This is a genomic window from Gloeotrichia echinulata CP02 (assembly GCA_038087035.1).
Lineage (GTDB): Bacteria > Cyanobacteriota > Cyanobacteriia > Cyanobacteriales > Nostocaceae > Gloeotrichia > Gloeotrichia echinulata.
In genome coordinates, this window is the sequence record CP051187.1 from 3,302,261 (window position 1) to 3,321,179 (window position 18,919).

14 protein-coding genes and 1 pseudogene are annotated in these 18,919 nt (G+C 41.7%); 4 read left to right on the forward strand and 11 right to left on the reverse strand.

All coding sequences use genetic code 11. The annotated features are described in order from the left end of the window. Nucleotides 1–472: 472 nt before the first annotated feature. Nucleotides 473–832 (reverse strand): hypothetical protein, encoded by a 360-nt coding sequence (locus HEQ19_14640; GenBank protein ID WYM00573.1) that lies wholly within the window; start codon nucleotides 830–832, stop codon nucleotides 473–475. 559 nt (nucleotides 833–1,391) lie between these two features. Between HEQ19_14640 and HEQ19_14645 the strand changes: the two genes are divergently transcribed. Both HEQ19_14645 and HEQ19_14650 read left to right on the forward strand, forming a co-directional pair. Then, nucleotides 1,392–2,318, forward strand: coding sequence for a tetratricopeptide repeat protein (locus HEQ19_14645; GenBank protein ID WYM00574.1), 927 nt, complete (start codon nucleotides 1,392–1,394; stop codon nucleotides 2,316–2,318). Between the two features lie 177 nt (nucleotides 2,319–2,495). Then, a complete protein-coding gene (locus HEQ19_14650) occupies nucleotides 2,496–3,200 on the forward strand; it encodes a hypothetical protein (GenBank protein ID WYM00575.1) in 705 nt (234 codons plus the stop codon). Between the two features lie 214 nt (nucleotides 3,201–3,414). On the opposite strand, the gene HEQ19_14655 is transcribed toward HEQ19_14650, so the two are convergent. Together HEQ19_14655 and HEQ19_14660 are read right to left on the reverse strand one after the other, a co-directional pair. Next, nucleotides 3,415–5,520: a substrate-binding domain-containing protein gene (locus tag HEQ19_14655; GenBank protein WYM00576.1), complete on the reverse strand. Its 2,106-nt coding sequence runs from the start codon at nucleotides 5,518–5,520 to the stop codon at nucleotides 3,415–3,417. Nucleotides 5,521–5,545: 25 nt separating this feature from the next. Beyond that, complete coding sequence (locus HEQ19_14660; GenBank protein ID WYM00577.1) at nucleotides 5,546–6,445, reverse strand: DUF1822 family protein; 900 nt, start codon at nucleotides 6,443–6,445, stop codon at nucleotides 5,546–5,548. Between the two features lie 67 nt (nucleotides 6,446–6,512). Here HEQ19_14660 and HEQ19_14665 point away from each other — a divergent pair, with 67 nt between their 5' ends. Further along, nucleotides 6,513–7,700: an RNA-guided endonuclease TnpB family protein gene (locus HEQ19_14665; GenBank protein ID WYM00578.1), complete on the forward strand. Its 1,188-nt coding sequence runs from the start codon at nucleotides 6,513–6,515 to the stop codon at nucleotides 7,698–7,700. A 38-nt stretch (nucleotides 7,701–7,738) separates the two neighbouring features. Here the strand turns inward: HEQ19_14665 and HEQ19_14670 are convergent, their stop codons facing one another. The 8 genes from HEQ19_14670 to HEQ19_14705 form a co-directional block, all read right to left on the reverse strand. Next, a complete protein-coding gene (locus tag HEQ19_14670; protein ID WYM00579.1) occupies nucleotides 7,739–8,416 on the reverse strand; it encodes a TetR/AcrR family transcriptional regulator in 678 nt (225 codons plus the stop codon). Nucleotides 8,417–9,052: 636 nt separating this feature from the next. Further along, complete coding sequence (locus HEQ19_14675) at nucleotides 9,053–10,534, reverse strand: DICT sensory domain-containing protein (protein WYM00580.1); 1,482 nt, start codon at nucleotides 10,532–10,534, stop codon at nucleotides 9,053–9,055. A 309-nt stretch (nucleotides 10,535–10,843) separates the two neighbouring features. After that, nucleotides 10,844–12,346 carry a UDP-N-acetylmuramoyl-L-alanyl-D-glutamate--2,6-diaminopimelate ligase gene (locus HEQ19_14680; GenBank protein WYM00581.1) on the reverse strand — a complete coding sequence of 501 codons (1,503 nt, stop codon included), beginning with the start codon at nucleotides 12,344–12,346 and terminating at the stop codon, nucleotides 10,844–10,846. 52 nt (nucleotides 12,347–12,398) lie between these two features. After that, on the reverse strand, nucleotides 12,399–12,692 hold the full coding sequence (locus tag HEQ19_14685; GenBank protein ID WYM00582.1) for a glutaredoxin family protein: 294 nt from the start codon (nucleotides 12,690–12,692) through the stop codon (nucleotides 12,399–12,401). A 366-nt stretch (nucleotides 12,693–13,058) separates the two neighbouring features. Further along, entirely contained in the window at nucleotides 13,059–13,217 is a 159-nt protein-coding gene (locus HEQ19_31025; protein ID WZI67216.1) for a hypothetical protein, read from the reverse strand. Nucleotides 13,218–13,523: 306 nt separating this feature from the next. Next, nucleotides 13,524–14,678: a caspase family protein gene (locus tag HEQ19_14695; protein WYM00583.1), complete on the reverse strand. Its 1,155-nt coding sequence runs from the start codon at nucleotides 14,676–14,678 to the stop codon at nucleotides 13,524–13,526. A gap of 164 nt (nucleotides 14,679–14,842) precedes the next feature. Further along, nucleotides 14,843–18,340: a caspase family protein gene (locus HEQ19_14700; GenBank protein ID WYM00584.1), complete on the reverse strand. Its 3,498-nt coding sequence runs from the start codon at nucleotides 18,338–18,340 to the stop codon at nucleotides 14,843–14,845. A 55-nt stretch (nucleotides 18,341–18,395) separates the two neighbouring features. After that, the gene (locus HEQ19_14705; protein ID WYM00585.1) at nucleotides 18,396–18,536 is read right to left on the reverse strand and encodes a hypothetical protein; all 141 of its coding nucleotides are present in this window, start codon (nucleotides 18,534–18,536) and stop codon (nucleotides 18,396–18,398) included. A gap of 195 nt (nucleotides 18,537–18,731) precedes the next feature. On the opposite strand from HEQ19_14705, the pseudogene HEQ19_14710 reads away from it, so the two are divergent. Next, nucleotides 18,732–18,899 (forward strand): annotated as a pseudogene (locus tag HEQ19_14710) (M4 family metallopeptidase). Nucleotides 18,900–18,919 lie beyond the last annotated feature (20 nt).

The window sequence follows — 18,919 nt, forward strand, 5'->3', positions numbered from 1 at the left end:
CGACTCCTTCAAGAAGTCGGAGATTTTGCAACCTATTGACTGGTTTAGGACTTACGCATTGACAAAAAACACAAAATATGGACTGCAAAAAACCGGAGATGTCGTAGGGGTTTAGCATTGCTAAACCCTTACAGCAATGCTAAACCCCGAAAACGCGGGTCTGTTTACCATCAAAGTAATAATTAATCAAAGCCTGAAACGACGTATTTTGGTAAAAGCATACCATGCCAAATTTGTACAGTGCGTAAGTCCTATGGTTGACTGGTTAACTGGTTTGACTGGTTGACTGGTTCACAGCCTCTAGGCTGGGAACCCATTCTGGGAGGCTCCGCCTCCAGGGTTTAGCAATGCTAAACCCCTACTTGACAAGAGGTAGAGCCTATGAGAATACATTCAGGCTAGGAACGAGACGACATAAGCCTTTGGGCTTATCTTAGTACCATTCGGACTTACGCACTGTACAAATTAGCTATTACATGCATAACGATTTGTCAAGAAAACAAGTTGTTTCTTTACGAAAACAACTTGGTTTCGTTACCAAGACAAGTAGTTTCGTTACCAAGACAAGTGCTTTCGTTACCAAGACAAGTGCTTTCGTTACCAAGACAAGTGCTTTCGTTACCAAGACAAGTGCTTTCGTTACCAAGACAAGTAGTTTCGTTACCAACACAAGTAGTTTCGTTACCAACACAAGTAGTTTCGTTACCAACACAAGTAGTTTCGTTACCAACACAAGTAGTTTCGTTACCAACACAAGTTGTTTCGTTACCAACACAAGTTCGTAGCGATGGCTGCGTCCACCCACCGCCTGTTTTTTCCTAATTTCTCTCACTGCATTATTTATCTAATTTGTCAATGCGTAAAATTTAGTAGTATATGTAACTGTACCCTGAGTAAAATCTTGTGAATGAAGCTCAATTAGTCGTGAATGAAGCTCAAATGCTCGTGAATGAAGCTCAGATACTCGTGAATGAAGCTCAATCACTCGTGAATGAAGTTCAAATACTCATGAATGAAGCTCAATCACTCGTGAACGGAGTTCAAATACTCGTGAATGAAGCTCAATCGCTCGTGAACGGAGTTCAAATACTCGCGAACGGAGTTCAGCTACTCGTGAATGAAGCTCAATCACTCGCGAACGGAGTTCAACTACTCGCGAGCGGAGTTCGACTACTCGCGAATGAAGTTAAACTACTTGCGAGCGGAGTTCAACTACTCGTGAACGGAGTTCAGCTACTTGTGAATGAAGCTCAAGTCATTTCCAGAGTTAAATATAGGACGCTCAATATCCAAAAATTATAATTTCATCCCTGATTTTTTCATAAAACCGCCTTCACCCTACTGATAAGTAAATAGAGAACTCAACAATCAGTATTTATCAAGAGGGTAATATGCGACAACTTCTTAAATCTGTAGCTACAGTTTGTGCTTTAACTCTAATTGCTAGCGCTCCGGTTTTTGTAGCAGCTAAACCTGCTAGCGCTGTACCTACAGCAGTGTTAACACAAGTGAATGAAAAGGATGCCGAATTCTATTTCAATCGCGGAAATGAGCGCTATCAAAAAGAAGATTATCAGGGCGCAATTGAGGATTTCAACAGAGCTTTGCGGATTAATCCCAATTATGCATATGCTTATGCAGCTAGGGCTGCGGCTCGTATTAAATTGGGAGACGAACAAGGAGGAATAGAAGATTTTCAGCAAGCCATGCGACTCAATCCCAAAATTGCTGCTGACATATTATTTGCTAAAGGACTTGATAGCTATCAAAAAGAAGACTATAAGGGGGCAATTAAGTATCTCAACCAAGCATTACAAATTAATCCTGACCTAGCTGAAGCCTACTTCGTCCGGGGTGGTGTTCGTTTACAATTACAAGATTATCAGGCAGCAATTCAGGATTTGAATCAAGCCCTGCGAATTAATCCTAACCTAGCTGAAGCCTACTTCGTCCGGGGTACTGCGCGTTTACAATTAGAAGATTATCAGGCAGCAATTCAAGATTTGAATCAAGCCCTGCAAATTAAACCTAACCTAGCTGAAGCCTACTTCGTCCGGGGTGCTGCGCGTTTACAATTACAAGATTATCAAGCAGCAATTCAAGATTTGAATCAAGCCCTGCGAATTAATCCTAACTATGCTGAAGCCTACTTTTACCGGGGTATTGCTAACGCTGCTTTGGAAGAAAGAGAAAAAGCCATCGCGGATTTGGAGACAGCAGCTAAACTATTTCAAAAACAAGGAAATTCACTGAACGCCAAAAACGCACTTGACATAATTAAACAAATCAGCAGTAGGGATAATTTACCTCTTGTTTAATTTGCAATTGCTTACAGCCGTAGATTATGTTGATAGTTTCTAGATGCTTGTTCTGTTTTGTTTACCAAAAGTTCATTAGGGTGGGCAATGCCCACCAAAACCTAAATGTGGTGGGCATTGCCCACCCTACAATTTTTTTCATGAAAGCTCAATAACCACTTAATTTTGAGGTGTAAAATGCTAAATAAATTCAAAGAAGCACTATTTATTTTCAAGTCAAATGCAGTTTTATTTAATGCAATAATTCTGACATTTTATTTACCAATACAGATATTAACGCATGGCTTATCATATTTACCTACTGAAGGTGTTTTTGGCATAGCATCGTTTTTAGCGTTCATTGCGTACATCTTCTCCCTACCGTGGATGTGGGTAATATGGTTGATATTATCTCTAATTGGAGAATGTGCAATCATTTATGCCTCATTTCAATTTAAACAAGGACAAACAGCTAAATATTTAGAAGCAATGTCTGCAGGAAGTCGTAAGTGGATTAATTTGTTCTTTGCTGGACTAATCGCTACGATATTGATTTTTTTGGGACTTATTTGTTTTGTGATTCCGGGAATAATTTTTCTGGTTATTTATGCGTTGATACCCCATATTATTGTCCTAGAAAGTTCTAGTATAATAGACTGCTTTGGCAGAAGCGCTAAACTAACAGTAGGAAAAAGATGGCAAATATTCTGGGTGGTAATTATCTTTGCTATAGTCTTTTTTATGTTCGGAACTCTTAGCGCCATGCTGGGACTATCAGAGTTATCAGATAATATTTTTGTTTCTGTGCCCTATAGTTATATTGTGGAATTACTTCGATCATTCTTCAGTATATTCATGTTCTTATTTTATTGGGAGGCGAGGCAAAAAGAGTTACACATCTAGGCTGGGTTGAGAAACGTAGGAGCAGCTAGGTGTAGGGGCACGGCAGTGCCGTGCCCCTACGGGTGTACCTAACTGAGCAAGAAAAAACCAGTTAGGGAATGCCAAGTAAAGCGTTGTTTATACCCTAATTGAACCACATATATTGTCAGGGCACGGCAATGCCGTGCCCCTACGCGGTGGTTATTTACGTTAAAATAGTTGTGACGCCAGATGTCTAACGGACTCGCACAAACCCAGCTTGCTCAATTAAATTTTGTCCTTCATTACTCAACAGATAATTGGCGTAAAATTCTCCGACTTTTTCATCCACCTGACCATCTTCTTTAATAATCACATACAGGTAACGAGTCATCGGATATTCATTATTTTTGACCGCTGTAAAATTCAGTTTATTATGTTGCCAAGGACATTTTTCTCCTGGTTTAACTCCAGGTGTATCTACAGCAATTTCTTTCCCCCCAGCAACCTTAATTCGTATAGTTTTAACGCTGCATTGGTTAATTACTTCAGCCGCAGACGCATAATAAATTCCCCCATTATTAGGGTTTTTTCCTACTTGCTGTAATGTTGAAGTTGTATCAGAAATCTCCTTAATATTGGCTCCAAAATTATCATCTTGTAAAACATATTTTTGGAAAACTTTAGTTGTACCACCGTCTTGGGAACGAGTGTATGGTGTAATGATAAGATCGGGACCACCCACTTGTTGCCAATTGGTGATTTGACCTGTGTAAATACCTTTGAGTTGCTCTACACTCAAGCTAGAAATATTTAAGCTGGGGTGAATCACGATAGCAATAGCATCAATTGCTATCCGAACTGGCTTAAGTTTGAAGTCTTTATCCTTAGCATTTTTGAATTCATCATCATCGACAATTCTTGAAGATTGAGCAAAAGATATGTCACCATCCAATAACATCTGGATTCCTGGTACTGAACCTCCTGATGTACCAGGTCGTTGATAATAGCTCAGTTGAAATTCAGGCCATTTCTCTTTGATCTTCTCATCTACTTTGCTTCTAATTGGTGCCCAAGATGTGCTACCACCATAGCGAAATTTACCGGAAGGAGGCGATGGGAGAATACATAACCAAACCACAACACCGCCAACACACAAACTTACTAAGCCAATTAATAGCCACGGTTTGATGTTTTTTTGTTTCTGAATGGGTGGATTTTTCGATTCTTGATCAATCACCCGTTCTGGAGGAATTTCAGGCTTTGGTGGTGGCGCTGGTGGCGGGAAAGTGAAAGGTTTGGTATTGGGTTCAATACAAATTGTGGGTAGCCACATTGCACCAGGGTATTGAGACTCAAAATGTTCTAGGCGGTTGCGTGCTTCGTGGACGGAAGTAAACAGGGAATTATTCTGGGTCAATTCTTGGAAAAAGTACCTCAAAAATTCTACCGCTACTCGGTCTGGTACGGGTTCGCGCATGACAATAATCTGAGGTAACTGCAGTTCTGCTAGTTGGTTCGCTAACCCCAAACCATCACAGGAATTAAAAATTGCTAATTGTAATCCTCGCTTAATAGCTTTCTTCAAAGCTTTTTTAAAATCTTCAATACTTAAACTATCTTGAGCGTTGAGTTCAATCCAACCTATTTGCCCGTCTTCTTGACTACCACTATGTCCGGTAAAGACGAAAATATTATAGCCTTTTTCATCCCTAAGTGTCTCCTGTAATTCTTCACGGCTAGGCTGTAAGAGATAGACTATTTCAACTCCATATTTTTCTAGTTCTTGAATGATATTTAAGTCTTTTTGAGTATTAATACCGTCACTTCTACCAACAATAACTAAAATTCTATCATTTGTACGTTTTGTATCTAGCTTGCCAGACTGTGTATTTGAGTTTTTGGGCGCACTCAGAGCAATTTCGGCTTGGGGATAGTATTTTTCAAATAAACTCCACTCTTGCCAAGGAAGGCGGCGTAAGTTGATATCTTTAACATCAATAATGAAGTTAATTTCTTCATTTAAACCATGCAATTCTTTGGCGATCGCAATTAATCCATCCCGAATTGGTCGCCATCTGCTATCCCCAACGTTAAGCCATTGATTTAAATGCTCTTTTACCCCTACAATGTATTCCCCTGGGGAATAATTTATCACCTTTTTCGGTGTCAGGCGTAATTCTGTCATGCACGATCGCACATCGTTGATTTGACGATAGGCTGACTGCCAGCCTTCGTAAGATGATGTCAACTCTGGTGGTAAACTAGGCAGAAATCCTTCAGTTTCCAGATTCTTCGCCGTCAGAATCACCAGGAATCCCTCATCGGGAGCTGGTCTGATTTTCAACTTAACTATAGCCATTGTTGTTTCCTTTTATTTAATCTTTTTAAACAACAAATTCTTCGGTTAAACAAGTCCCGTCTAATACCATTTTGACACTGAACTTTTCTTCGTGCTGACAGCTAAATTCTAGTTGTATCCAGTCATCTGCATTTCTGGCTTGTGCTTCCATACAAGGATTTCCCGCTTCATCGATAATTATCAGTTGTAAATTTGCTGGCAAATGGATAGAATCTTCACCAGGATACACTCGCAGGCGAATATCAAAAACTTCACTGGCTGTGGGGGTTAATTGCACTAACAATAGTATTTGTCTTCCTATATCAATCACTTTGGCTCGACTAATGGCTTTGGAGCGGGTTGTGGTATATCTGGTGATAAAATTACTAGCTAGTACCAACTCTGGGGATTGCCAATCGGCAGCAAATATGCCTCCAACCCATTGACGCAGATTTACCAGTAGCTTTTGTTTATGTATAATATTAATCAGGGCATCGAAAGATTGCAGTTGTGCTATTTGCAGTGTTTGTGGTGTTTCACTCATCACCATTGCTGGGGTAAATCCCAACAATTCTACAAAGTCTAAATGCTGACTAAATTGAACGCCTATATAACCAATTCTGTCAGATGTTGTCTCTGCCGGCAAAATTATCTCCGTTTCACCGGGTAACACGGGACGACATTCCAGCTTACCTACACCAGGTAAAATCAGGTCAGCAACATTAAAAATTTCTCTTAAACCACGACGCCAGCTGTCGCTTTGATTCAGCGCTGTGTCAATTTTCAGCCATTTGAGGTAACTGTGAACGGCATATACTGCTAAAGTATTGAGATAAACTTGTTTTCCCTTTTGGGGGTTATCTTGTTGGGCAGCAAATTCTGTAGCCCAAAGGTGGGCTTTTTTGGTGATGGGGACGCTTAAATGTTGTGCTTCTGTGGTTTTCATCAGAAAAATGGGTAGAAACCCCGTCCTTTTAGGACGGCTTTACATGGAATGTGGTAGAATGTGAGGCATGGAAAAAGCCTACCGCTACCGTTTTTACCCAACTGCCGAGCAAGAACAAATATTGCGCCGGACAATTGGTTGTGTGCGGTTGGTTTTTAACAAAGCTTTGGCTTCCCGAACCGAGGCTTGGTATGAAAGGCAAGAACGAGTAGACTACGTTCAAACCTCCACCATGTTGACGCAGTGGAAGAAACTCGAAGACCTGCAATTTCTCAATGAGGTTAGTTGTGTACCACTGCAACAAGGCTTGAGACATCTGCAAACAGCGTTTACGAACTTCTTTGCTGGTAGGGCAAAATACCCCAACTTCAAGAAGAAACGCAGTGGTGGCAGTGCAGAGTTTACCAAGTCGGCTTTTAGATGGAAGGACGGACAAGTATATTTGGCAAAGTGTTCTGAGCCACTGCCAATTAAATGGTCTAGGCAACTGCCAAATGGGTGCGAACCTAGTACCATCACAGTTAAACTTGAGCCTTCTGGACGCTGGTTTGTCAGTTTGCGGATTAACGATCCGACTGATGAAACCATGCAGCCAATTGATAGTGCTGTAGGGATGGATGTCGGGGTGAGTAGTCTTGTAACCCTGAGTACGGGTGAAAAAATTGCTAACCCCAAAGCGTTTAACAAACACTATCAAAAGTTGCGGAAAGCGCAAAAGTCTTTGAGCCGGAAACAAAAATCTTCTCGCAACCGAGACAAAGCAAGACTCAAGGTAGCTCGCATTCAAGCTAAAATCTCTGATTCTCGAAAAGACCATTTGCACAAACTGACAACTCGGCTGATTCGTGAAAACCAAACGATAGTGGTTGAGGATCTGGCAGTTAAGAATATGGTCAAAAATCCCCAGCTCGCCCGTGCTATCAGTGATGCTGCATGGGGTGAATTGGTGAGACAACTGGAGTACAAAGCCAAGTGGTACGGACGAACCTTGGTAAAAATTGACCGATGGTTCCCCAGTTCTAAACGCTGTCTTAATTGCGGTCACGTTGTGGAAAAATTGCCGTTGAGTATCCGAGAGTGGGATTGCCCCAACTGTGGGACGCACCACGACCGGGATATCAATGCAGCTAAAAACATTTTGGCTGCAGGACTTGCAGTTACAGTCTGTGGAGCGAACATAAGACCTGATGGGCATAAGTCTAAAGGGCAGTTGCGAAAAACCAGTAATGGAAGGAAACAGAAACCTAAGTCGTGAGTCTTAGGAATCACCGCACTTTTAGGGCGGTGAGGATGTCAAAGTTCATATCCCAAATTAATGCCAATTTCTCGTAACATCGGAAGACACTTGTTCTTCCAATGGGAGTAGAGAGTTTGGTTACTTATATTAAACTCTCTGGCAATATCAGCGATTTTATGAGGCGGTTGTTCTAAAATTAAGCGTATTGCCAATATCTGACAATGGCATTCTGGGCATTTTTTGGGAGAAATAGCTGTTAAATTGCCGTTTTCATCTTGTTCGATGTATTTTCTAATTCGGTTACTCAGAGTCTGATTTTGCTTTTCTTGGATTTTGGCAATTTTTTGCTCTAGCAAGTCTAAGGTCAGACTGGGTAATAAATCCAACCGAGTTGTTTCTTTACCTTCATCGCCCCCGATGGGTGTGTCTAAACTGATGGTATAATTACTGTCTGGGAGATGCAAATCTTTAATTCGCCATTTCAGGTAGCCATTAATCCAAGTGACTACACTTTGTTGCAAAGAAGGCGATCGCGCTTCAAATTTACAAATGTTTTTGCAGAACCATTCCCAGGTTCGATTTAAGGCGTCTAAATAGTCTTGGTGGGAAGACTTGTAGATCCCAGGGATTTGTTGAATATTGATCAGCAATCTATTTAATGCTTTCTGTCTTTCTGGACTGGGGTCAGGGTGTCTACATACCTCATTAATGAGGTTTTGAAGTTTTTCATCCACAGCGGGTTTTCTCCCGAGCTGCTATGTTTGTGATTTCCATAACTAAAAGACAGGAAGCTTTGACAATTTTAGTGTAACTGATTTTACATATTCTCTGGCAAGAGAAAAATAGCTGTTTCACAAAACGCAATTCCCAATTGCATTTTGCGAATTATTTTCACCCCAGGGCTATTTCATTCTTAAATTTTCCGCTTGATATTCAGGGCGTGATTGACGAAAAATTGGCATTTTTGAGGACTTTGTTTGGGTGCTATTGTTTGGTTTTTACCAAAAAATTCCCAACCTCCCCGACAAACTAATAATAGCAATTTGAAAAAACAATGGGACAGATAGGGTAAGGGCGCAAGGCCTTGCGCCCCTACAGATTATCAATGTGTTGCAAAGATTTTTTGAATTGGTATAATCCAATATAGTTCAGTTAAGGAAAATTGTCGTAGGGGCACGGCACGAATAAAATTGTCATTAGAAGAAAAGATTTTGGATGCCGTGCCCCTACACTGTATACCATTCGAGCCTAACTGAACTGTATTGTGGTACAATCCAATCATAAATTTTGAGGGGTTGTTCGTAGTTGCGCTACCCTGGGGGAAAGCTGGGCGAATAGCGCTCCGATAATCAAGAGCGCTAAGGACAGTGTCAATTGCTGACCGTCGTCAACTGAACTGTAAAAGTTGAACCTTCAGACAACTTACTTTTGACAGAAATAGAACCACCACTACGCCAAAGTAACTGCTGGACAATTGTCAAGCCCAATCCAGGTCCACTAGAGTCTTCTGTTATCCCTGAACGCACTCGATAAAAGCTGTCAAAGATTTTCGGGATTTCGCTTTCCGCAATACCTATACCTGTGTCGCGAAATTCCAATTGGACATTAACGCCCTGAATTCGCGCTTTTACCGACACTTGACCGCCATTGGGGGTAAATTTAATGCTGTTGTGCAGTAGATTAATCACAATCAGCTTGAGTCCTCCACTGACACATCTCACAAATGGGAGTTCAGAGGGTACAGTGTAGCCTAACATTATACCTTTTTCCTGGGCTACAGGCTGGTAGGTGCTGACTACTCCAGGCACAATATCCGAGAGACGTACTAACTCTAGGGGAGTCTCCGCCAAATTTTGCTCTAGATATACCAAATCCAATAAACCAGTAATCAGGGAACTTTGGCGATCGCACTCTCGTTTGAGCATCTGTAAATAACGTTGACGCTGGGGAGGTTTGAGAGCAGGTGAATTCAACAGCGAAAGTGCTGTTTTCATGTGCGTTAGAGGTGTACGTAACTCTTGACAGACATTTCTCAAGTATTCATCTTTGAGTACTTCTTGGTTATGCAATTTTTGATTTCGCTGCTGGAACTTGGCGAGACGCCGTGTCATAATTTGATGATTAATTTCCTCCTGTTGCTGCATTTGTTTTGCCAATAGCTGATTCATTAATGCTGGTTGTGGCGCTGTAGGGTAAATAAAATCAGCCACCGATACCATTGGAAATGATTCTGGTGTTCTAGCTTGTTTAATACCATCTAATACTCGTTCTATTATTCTGCCTTCAACCGTAGTTATCGCCAACAAAGGCGGGGTATTTTTGGGGTTTACCCTCTGGAAATTCTGGGTTTTGCGTCGTCGTTTCAACGGTCGATGAGCCAAAATTAAACTACAAAACTGGGGCGACAATACGATAAAAAAGTATTCTCGCCACAGTTGGCTATTGGGTAGTAATTGCAAGTTGATGAGATGGAAAGATGCGGGAGATACGGGAACTGAGGGAAATGAGGGAAATGAGGAAAATGAGGGAGATAGGGGAAGTATTTTCTGTCCCCTTGCTTCCTCACCTCCCCCATTCTCACCCTTGCTTCCACTCTGTGCAATTTGACAAGTATAGATGACACCAGATGAACCCATAGACGATTGATAACGCACTAATTCGGAGTGCCAAATTTTTCCTGGTGGTAGCTTCACCCATAAAGTGGCTGCTATTTGCTGTTCAATGAGTAAGTCAATTTGTGACCTTACTAGTGATAGTAGTGTAGCAGGTCTCAGACGCAATGCTTGGGGAGGGGCTGGCACACCTAAAGCCAGGCGATAAACAGACAGATCCTGAGCCAGAAAATTATTCATGAGTCAAGGAGGAAAAACTAGGCTTGATGAAGGCAGAAATAACTTGATTTTGGATTTTCATCCTTTATATTTACATTTTTAAGGAATTAAATACGTAAACAAACATGAATTATTAATTATCATTGATAAATGATAAATCAAGTCATATGTATCATTTAGCGTATATATTAACAACGATTTTGAGTTTAATCAATTGATAATTGATGATTTATTTGCGGTTTTATTTCTCGGCTTAAGTCCTGAAGGCTTGATTAATTCTATAGTAGAGACACGAGGGGTCGTATCTCTACTAAATCAAACATCTCCGTATTAACCTTGTATATTCAGTCTGGTTTGTAAAGCATCGCGTGCGTGTTCTCTGTCATCAAAGTGAATTTTCTCTGTGCCGAGAATTTGGTAATCTTCGTGACCTTTACCAGCGAGTAAGACCCCATCACCGGGTTGAGCTTGTAAAATAGCGGTACGAATTGCAGAAGCGCGATCGCCATTGACTATTGGTTGAATGGTATCAGGAATACCCGCCAAAACATCTTGCAAAATCCGTTCTGGGTCTTCAGTGCGGGGATTATCGGAAGTCACCACCGCCAGATCAGCTAATTCAGCGGCGATTTTACCCATTTTCGGGCGCTTAGTGCGATCGCGATCTCCACCACAGCCAAACACACAAATTACCTTACCAGGAATAAACGGCCGAGCTGCTTTGAGCAAATTCTCCAAACTATCTGGTGTATGGGCATAATCCACAATCACGCTAATATCTTGGTCAGGCTGAATTTGTACCCGTTCCATCCGTCCAGGAACACCGGGAAACTCACCGATAGCTGCAGCCACTAACTGCAAATCTACACCCAAATGTAACACCGCACCGACCGCCGCCAACAGATTTTCTAAATTATATTGACCAACTAGCGGCGAACGGAAAGCAACAGTCCCCCTAGGTGTATGCAAAGTACCGCTAACACCATTCGGCTGATAACTCAAATCACTCAACCACAAATCAGCGGTGGGATTGTTAACACTATAACTCCACACCCGTTCTGGACTCAAGGACGCAATTAATCGCCCACCGTAAGCATCATCAGCATTAATTATCGCCCGTCCTTGAAGATAATCAGCACTGAACAACAAAGACTTAGCCGCGAAATAATCTTCCATATCGCGGTGATAATCCAGATGGTCTTGAGTCAGATTGCTGAATACAGCCACCTCAAACTTACAACCCAAAACACGACCTTGAGCCAAAGCGTGGGAACTAACTTCCATCACACCCAACTCACAACCAGCATTGACAGCTTCGCCCAACTGCTGTTGCAATTCTACAGCAAACGGCGTCGTATGGACAGCAGTTTGCTCAAAACCAGGCCAACGAGTGTAGAGAGTTCCCATCAAAGCCGTGGGTCGATTGGCTTTGTCTAGGAGATATTCAATCAAATGAGTGGTCGTAGTCTTACCATTGGTACCAGTCACACCCACCAACTTCAGTTTTTGCCCAGGATAACCATAAAAAACACTAGCTAATTGGGCACAGACTTGAGTCATATTAGACCCAGTGACCACCATAGCCTCAGAGGTAGGCGGCTGTTTTTTTGCAGCTTCAGGAGAAATAATAGCAGCCACCGCACCCGAGGCGATCGCACTTGGCCAAAATTCTCCACCATCCACCCGCGTTCCCGGCATCCCTATAAATAAATCTCCCACACCGCAAGCATGGGAATTCGTTTTCAAGCCTGTAACTTCTGCATCGTCCCCAGCAGAATTATGAGGCACATTTTCCCAACCATCTACCGCAGCTAGTAATTCCCGCAATTTCATTTGCTGAACCTCGTGACACAATTCACTTGCGCTTATTCTGCATTATTTTTTGCTAGTTGGCTAAACACTTGCGTAGCATTTGTTCCAACTGCTGCACAGTAGCACGAGGCGAAGGACGTGGCAAAGGTTTCTCAAATACATCTGACTCTTTTTGGCTGTCCTGTGCTTCTTGACGGTTCGATAAATACAAAACCGGGACTTCATACTGATAGGCATTGTACCAATCATCACGAGTCGTAATATCCCGAAGTTCCAACTCAAACTGGAGATTTTCGATTTTTTCCAGCTTTTCCAGCAAACCCTCACACAGATGACATCCAGGCTTAGTGTATAAAATTAATCGCATTGGTTTTTCTAGGGGCGATCGCGTTTCTACAAGCCATGATAGGGGATGGGGGATTGGGGATTGGGCACAAGGCCTAGTCCCGCGATTTCAAACTCTTTGTTTAGCCGGATAAATTTTTAGATACCCCTAAATCCACACGATATGATACCAGCTGTAGGGGCACGGCATTGCCGTGCCCCCACTCGCTCCTACATGTGTCAGCGTTTTAGTGGTATTGTATAAGACTTTGAAAACACGCCCTAGATCCCCTACTTTAACTTGCAACGAGTATACAGTGTAGGGAACATCCAAAATCTTTTCTTCTAATGACAATTTTATTCGTGCCGTGCCCCTACGACAATTTTCCTTAACATCCCTGTATTGGCACTAAATCCACTTCTGAGAATCGTATTTCAGAGTGGGAAATTCCTCTGGAGAGAGAACTTTGCGATCGCTCTCACTAACATTCGGATTATTCGTCAAGTAGCCCGAAATCCATTCGCATCCATAGTCGATTAGTTGATCTAGCCCTAAGTCTGGCTTCAAATTCCACAGAATGGCTGTCTTGTCATTGCTTGCTGAGGCGAGTATCTGACCATCGGGGCTAAAATCTAGCGCATTAACCTGATCGTTATGTCCGTGTAAAGTTTTCTTAAACGTACCGTCTAGATTCGGTTCTTGCGTACTTAGCGTGCTAAATATGTTGAAAAATAAGCTTGAACTCCTTGCTGGGATAAGATGACAGCCATTATTTACTGCCTTTTAGGTCTGATGATTAAAATTTTGGCTATAAGCGCCTGTAAGCCTTGATTTTAAAACAAAGTTATCGACTGTAATTAAAAATTTAGCACGTTAAGTACGCAAGAACCGGATACGCCAAGTTTTATTATCCTCCCTGAGTTTAGGAATAAGTCCAGCTTTCACCAAACTAGATTTACCCGTTCCCGAAGCACCTAAAACTAATGTTACTTGTTGCTTGTTATCAACTACTTTCTCGTAAAGCTTTTGAATTTGTTCTTCTCTACCAAAGAACAAATCACCGTCTTTTTCATCATAGGATTGCAATCCTTTGTATGGATTATTTTCTGGGTTACGTGGTGGTGCATCTTCCAATTTATCTCGGTCAAACTCATGGGAGAGAAAAATGAATTCCCCTTTGCGATGTTTCTTCAGTGGACACAAACTAGGGGTTTGACGCTGGTACTGGGTTTCTGTAAGAATTTCCACCTGATCGCGCAAATATGAGTAAAGCTCAGTTGCGGTGATGATACCATCTTGATTCCAGTCTGCAGCTTTCCCAAGTAAAGCATCAAACAGAGCTTTGGCAAAAGGAGAATGATCTTCGTTCCCGTCTTTTACTATTCCTCGTGAACCCAAAGAATCCAAGGCTTTCTGATCATCAGCTGCTGAAGTAATTACTTGCCAAGCGCGATCGCTAATAAAGCGGTCGTAGCGTTCTTTATATACTTTGAACTTGGGTACAATTTCCCGCTTGAGACTTGCCCAACGGAAAGCTCCAGCAAAGCAGCAATCGAGAATTGCTAACATATGTCTACAATCAAGTTCCTTCAAAGCATCATGCAGTTCCTGCATCGGAATCCAGGTACTGCTATCATTGGAAGCATCTTGAGGAATGAAGTAACCCACTGGTCCGTCTTGATTTTCCAAAGCATCTTTTGCAATTCCATGTCCTGCAAAGTAGAATAGGAGGCGATCATCTTTGGTAACTGTAACTTTTTCGTGATCAAAAGATATTTGTCCTGTTTTGAAGTCGGCAATTAATTGGTTTAGTTGGCTGAGGCTAGCATCTTGATTTAGAACTAATTTGACTTCATACTTATTTTGTGCCTGATATTGCGCTTTGAGAGTCAGATGTTGGTTTTTAATAATTTCAGCTAACTTGAGAGCATCTGGAACTGCTGTTTTTAACTCTTTAATACTATTTTGATAATTATTAATGCCGATAATAACAGCGAAATTACGGCTAAACTCATTATATGTGGACATAACTTTCATATAATCTCCGTACAAACAAGTGATTAAAAGTCAATAAAAATTTTTAGGTGTAAGTCCTACTTACTTATGCACTGTTAGCGGTAAAGGCAGAGATAAATTCGGGGCTTAGATCCGAATTTATCCCTAGATAAGTCTAGCTACAGACTGTTATCCAGTTATTCCGAAAATTTAATCGCTGTAATCAAAGCTTTTAACCCAACATCAGTAGGTTCATTGATGAAATAAGTTAGGTGATCGCAAGGTATTTCTTGAATGTGGGGAGGATGCGATCGCCCTTTAGGAATGCTCTTGATACTATCCACTTTGACGGCTATATCATTGGGTGTGCCAAAGAAGGGTAATTCTACCACTTTATTAAATAAACCTTGTTGTAGCCGTTTCAAGGTACTGGACTTTTTCTGTGGTTGTTCCTCTAATGCTGCGGGAATAATAGAGGTATTACCAGCGATAATTGAGTAGGGAATGCCGGGATCGTTACTCTCTGCGAGCAATTTGATAAAATCGGAACTTGGGTTCATTTGGGCTAAGGCTACCCGAATATTTTGTTCTAATGTACCCATCAACATAGCTATCACTTTTGCAGGCCAAGCAACTGTAGAAAGACCGTTGAGTGCAATACCCAGAGTCAATTTTACCCAATCTTCTACCACAGCCCAAGGAGAACCTGCATTTGGTGTACCCAACATAATCAGGTGCTTGACAACTTTATTCCCGCCTTCTCGTTCGATAAACCAGCGAGATACCAAACCACCCATTGAATGAGCAATAATGTGTAGTTGTTTTCCGTGATTTTCTGATAAACCCACATCTTTTAGTCGTCGTTTTAAATGTTGGGCATTTTGCTCAATCTTAGTATTCAGATTTTCGTAATCAAAAGTGAGAACTACATCATAAAGTTCCCTGATGGAAGACTTTTGCCCATCTGGTTGCAATACGGGTTGTTTGATTGTAGATACTAAACTTTCAGTATCACCGGTAATTCCGTGGATATAGAGGACAATTCGTTTTGCTTGCGCTACCTGCTGCTTGACATAATTCTCATCCCGGTTATAGGTTACTTTCTTGTCCTCTCCCACTTCAGCTACTGCTAAAATCGGATACTTAAATTGTCGTCCCAAACCCTGGCTAATGACTTTTTGAAAAAAGATGCGAATAGAACCTTCTAAACTACGTTCTCCCTCGCGAACGGGGGCTGGCAATCTTTCTAACTCAATTTCTATTTTGCCATTTGTAGTTGCTTTTCCAGAACCTAATGGTAAGAAAAATTCACCATCATAACCCACAGGAAGCAGGTATTCATTGTTTGCTAATTGTCCATCAACTAATAATTTCAAAGGTGCATCTGCGGTGACAACTTCATAGTTTGTAACGTCCCTTAGTTGCAATACACTTAATCCTGGGTCTGTACCGCGACTAGTAGTAAATTGGAAGGGTTGAATAATTTCTGGATTTTCCCGCAGGATGGGAGGCACAATTTTATTACCCAAATCTCGGCTGACTTGGGGTGTGGTTGTAAGGCTAACATTAGCGACTAAGCTAGGATGGGGTTGTAATGTTACCCCTACTCCTAATTGTTGTTCTTGTTTCGTAGATACTGGGGTAGAATCTAAAGGACGGACTGTAGTGATTGTAATTTCCTCAGCGTACCAATCATCAATCCTACCTCCTGCTGCTGCTCCAAATTGGCGATTTTGAGTGCGAGCCATTAAACGCTCAAAACTACTTTGATTTGGGGATTCTATATCTCTATCTTGATTTGGAGGAAGATCAAGTTTATTCTGTATTAGCAATCGGACATCTAATTCATCCTTAGTCACAATCAATTTAAGAATGTCTTTGTACTCAGTAATTCCCTTTTCCGGGTAATCATCTGGGACTATCATTTCTATCTGCTCCGATTCACTGTTTGGTAGTGTCGCATAAGCTTCTTCTCCTGCTTTCAGCCTGATGCTACCTGCTTCAAAAAACGGAGTACTAATGGAGAAATCATCTGCAAGATCGACCAAACCACAGTAAAGTGTGTTTCTAGTTGTATTGGTAAGTTTAAGTTTAAATTCGGGATTTTGCCACTCACCGTCCTTATACTTGTACTGCAAACGCATTTGCTTTGTTTGTGATAAATCCTCATCAGCAAAGATAAATTCCATCTTCACATCACCAGGTTTAATTTGAGTCGCCGCAGTATTTGCAAGTTGAGCAATCATTGTCCAACGGGCAATATGTTCTAAGCGTTTAATTGCCTTGTCCGCGTTGTCTGGGGTGTAATCATCAATTTGAGCTACTAGGGGTCTGTCATCTGTCGGTTTGGTTACTATATACTGGTTATTGCGACACAACAGGCGAAAATCGGCTTTGCCAACTTCTTGTTCCTCGCGGACATAGGCTGAGGGTTGCTTACCATTAATTCCGGCTGTTTTGAGCTTTTCAAGCGCCAGATTTACACCTGCTTTATCTCCCTCAAAGTACACCCCTAAAGGCGGTAGTGGTAAACTGGTAACAACTGCTTTAAAAGTCCTATCTTTAGTTAGGTTTTGCACTCCTTCTATATCTATCTTGCTCTTAGTTGACAATACCTTAGTCACTTTTGCTGTACCCACAGACTTTGAGGGGTCGCGCAAATCGTCGTTATTAGCATCAAATTTAAATAGTGCTAACAAAGTAGTTTCGCCATTTTTGGGTGGTTGTACTCCGTGGACAGCACCACCTTCAATCACCCAGCCAGAGGTTTGATCTTGCTTAACAATAAAGTAGGGTTCAATTTCGGCGATCGCACCATCAAGGAAAAATTTGTTACCATCCTCGATGTGATTTACTTCCAATTGCGGAGACTGATCTGGTCTTTCACTGCGGACTATCGCATTGGTACGTCCAAATAAATCCCGATAAGTCAGCTTTCCGTTGGTCTTGGAAAGTGTATCCATCAAAAAATAAGAGAAATAACCCCGATATTTACCGGGATATTCCTTTGCTGTTTCGTAGTCTCTACATGCTGCTAAAAGCACATTACGACCTGTAGGTATTTTCCAACCAGTGGGGTGTTTTTCGGGGTCACGGTCATGGGAATCTGATAATTTTTCTAAATCTTCCAGCTTAAAAATAAAGCTATTGAGTGGACGCGATCGCTTGTCTGTTTCTAAGCGTCGTTCTTTAGCTTCTTGCATTGGGTCTTTGGTGCCGGAACCAGAGTGGCAACAATCGAGAATAAGGGTAATATGTGGGTCTTTTTCTCCCACTTCGGTAATGAGTTTTGCCAGTTCTTTATCTGCCAAATCCCAACCGTTCTCGGTACGGCTGTCATAACATACTAAAGTTTCATCAAGATGGTCTGGTTCTAAGTGCCAAAATTCCTTTGGTGCTGATTCCTGGGAACCATGACCACTGTAGTAAAACAAAACTATATCATCTTTTCCAGCTTGACGAAGATGCTTGCGGAAGCCATCAATAACAGCCTCACGGGTTGCTTGCTTATCTTTAAGTGTTTGTAAGTGCAGTTGGTATTCTTGTTTGTCAAATCGTTCGTTAAGATACTCTTCGATTGCTGTAATATCGTTGACACAGCCTTGGAGGGAGCTAATTGGCTGGGGATAATTATCGATACCCACAAGCAAAGCGTATAAATTGCGAATCCCAACTTCTGGAGAATTACTAACCATGATGTCACTCCTTCTATTAAATACCGCTTTGTGAGCGGATTGTGAAAACACGGAATCAGGGCATCCCAATCAGATACTTCAAGCTAAAATCTCGTTTACCAGAGCCTTGAACATAGAATTTAGGGGCTTTCCCGGCGCGGCTACTTTGGTCATTACGCAACTGTATATCAAGTTGTTGAAGGTATTTATCTTCCATTGGGCTAATTCACAGAAGCTCAGTTGCTAATTGTTTATAAGCAATTCTTATCGATACCCCACTTACTTGCTTAAACAGCAGAAGATAACGGTGGCGTGCATATTACAGCAATTTTCACGCAATAACCACAGATCTTCATAGGGGCGCAAGGCCTTGCGCCCCAAAAGCGTGGTCTATTTACCTGAAAATGGCTGTAATTCAGGTATTCCCAACCATGCATTTTATTTAGCTGCAGTTGAAATTGGCGGTTATGCTTGGGAAAAAACTGGCAAGATTTAGTACATAGCCTTACGCGATCGCCTACGTGCCACAGCCGATTTTAAACGCGCCGCCCAGGTAACTATGCAAATTGCTGGAGAACTCTCATGATTTCAGCGCAAATT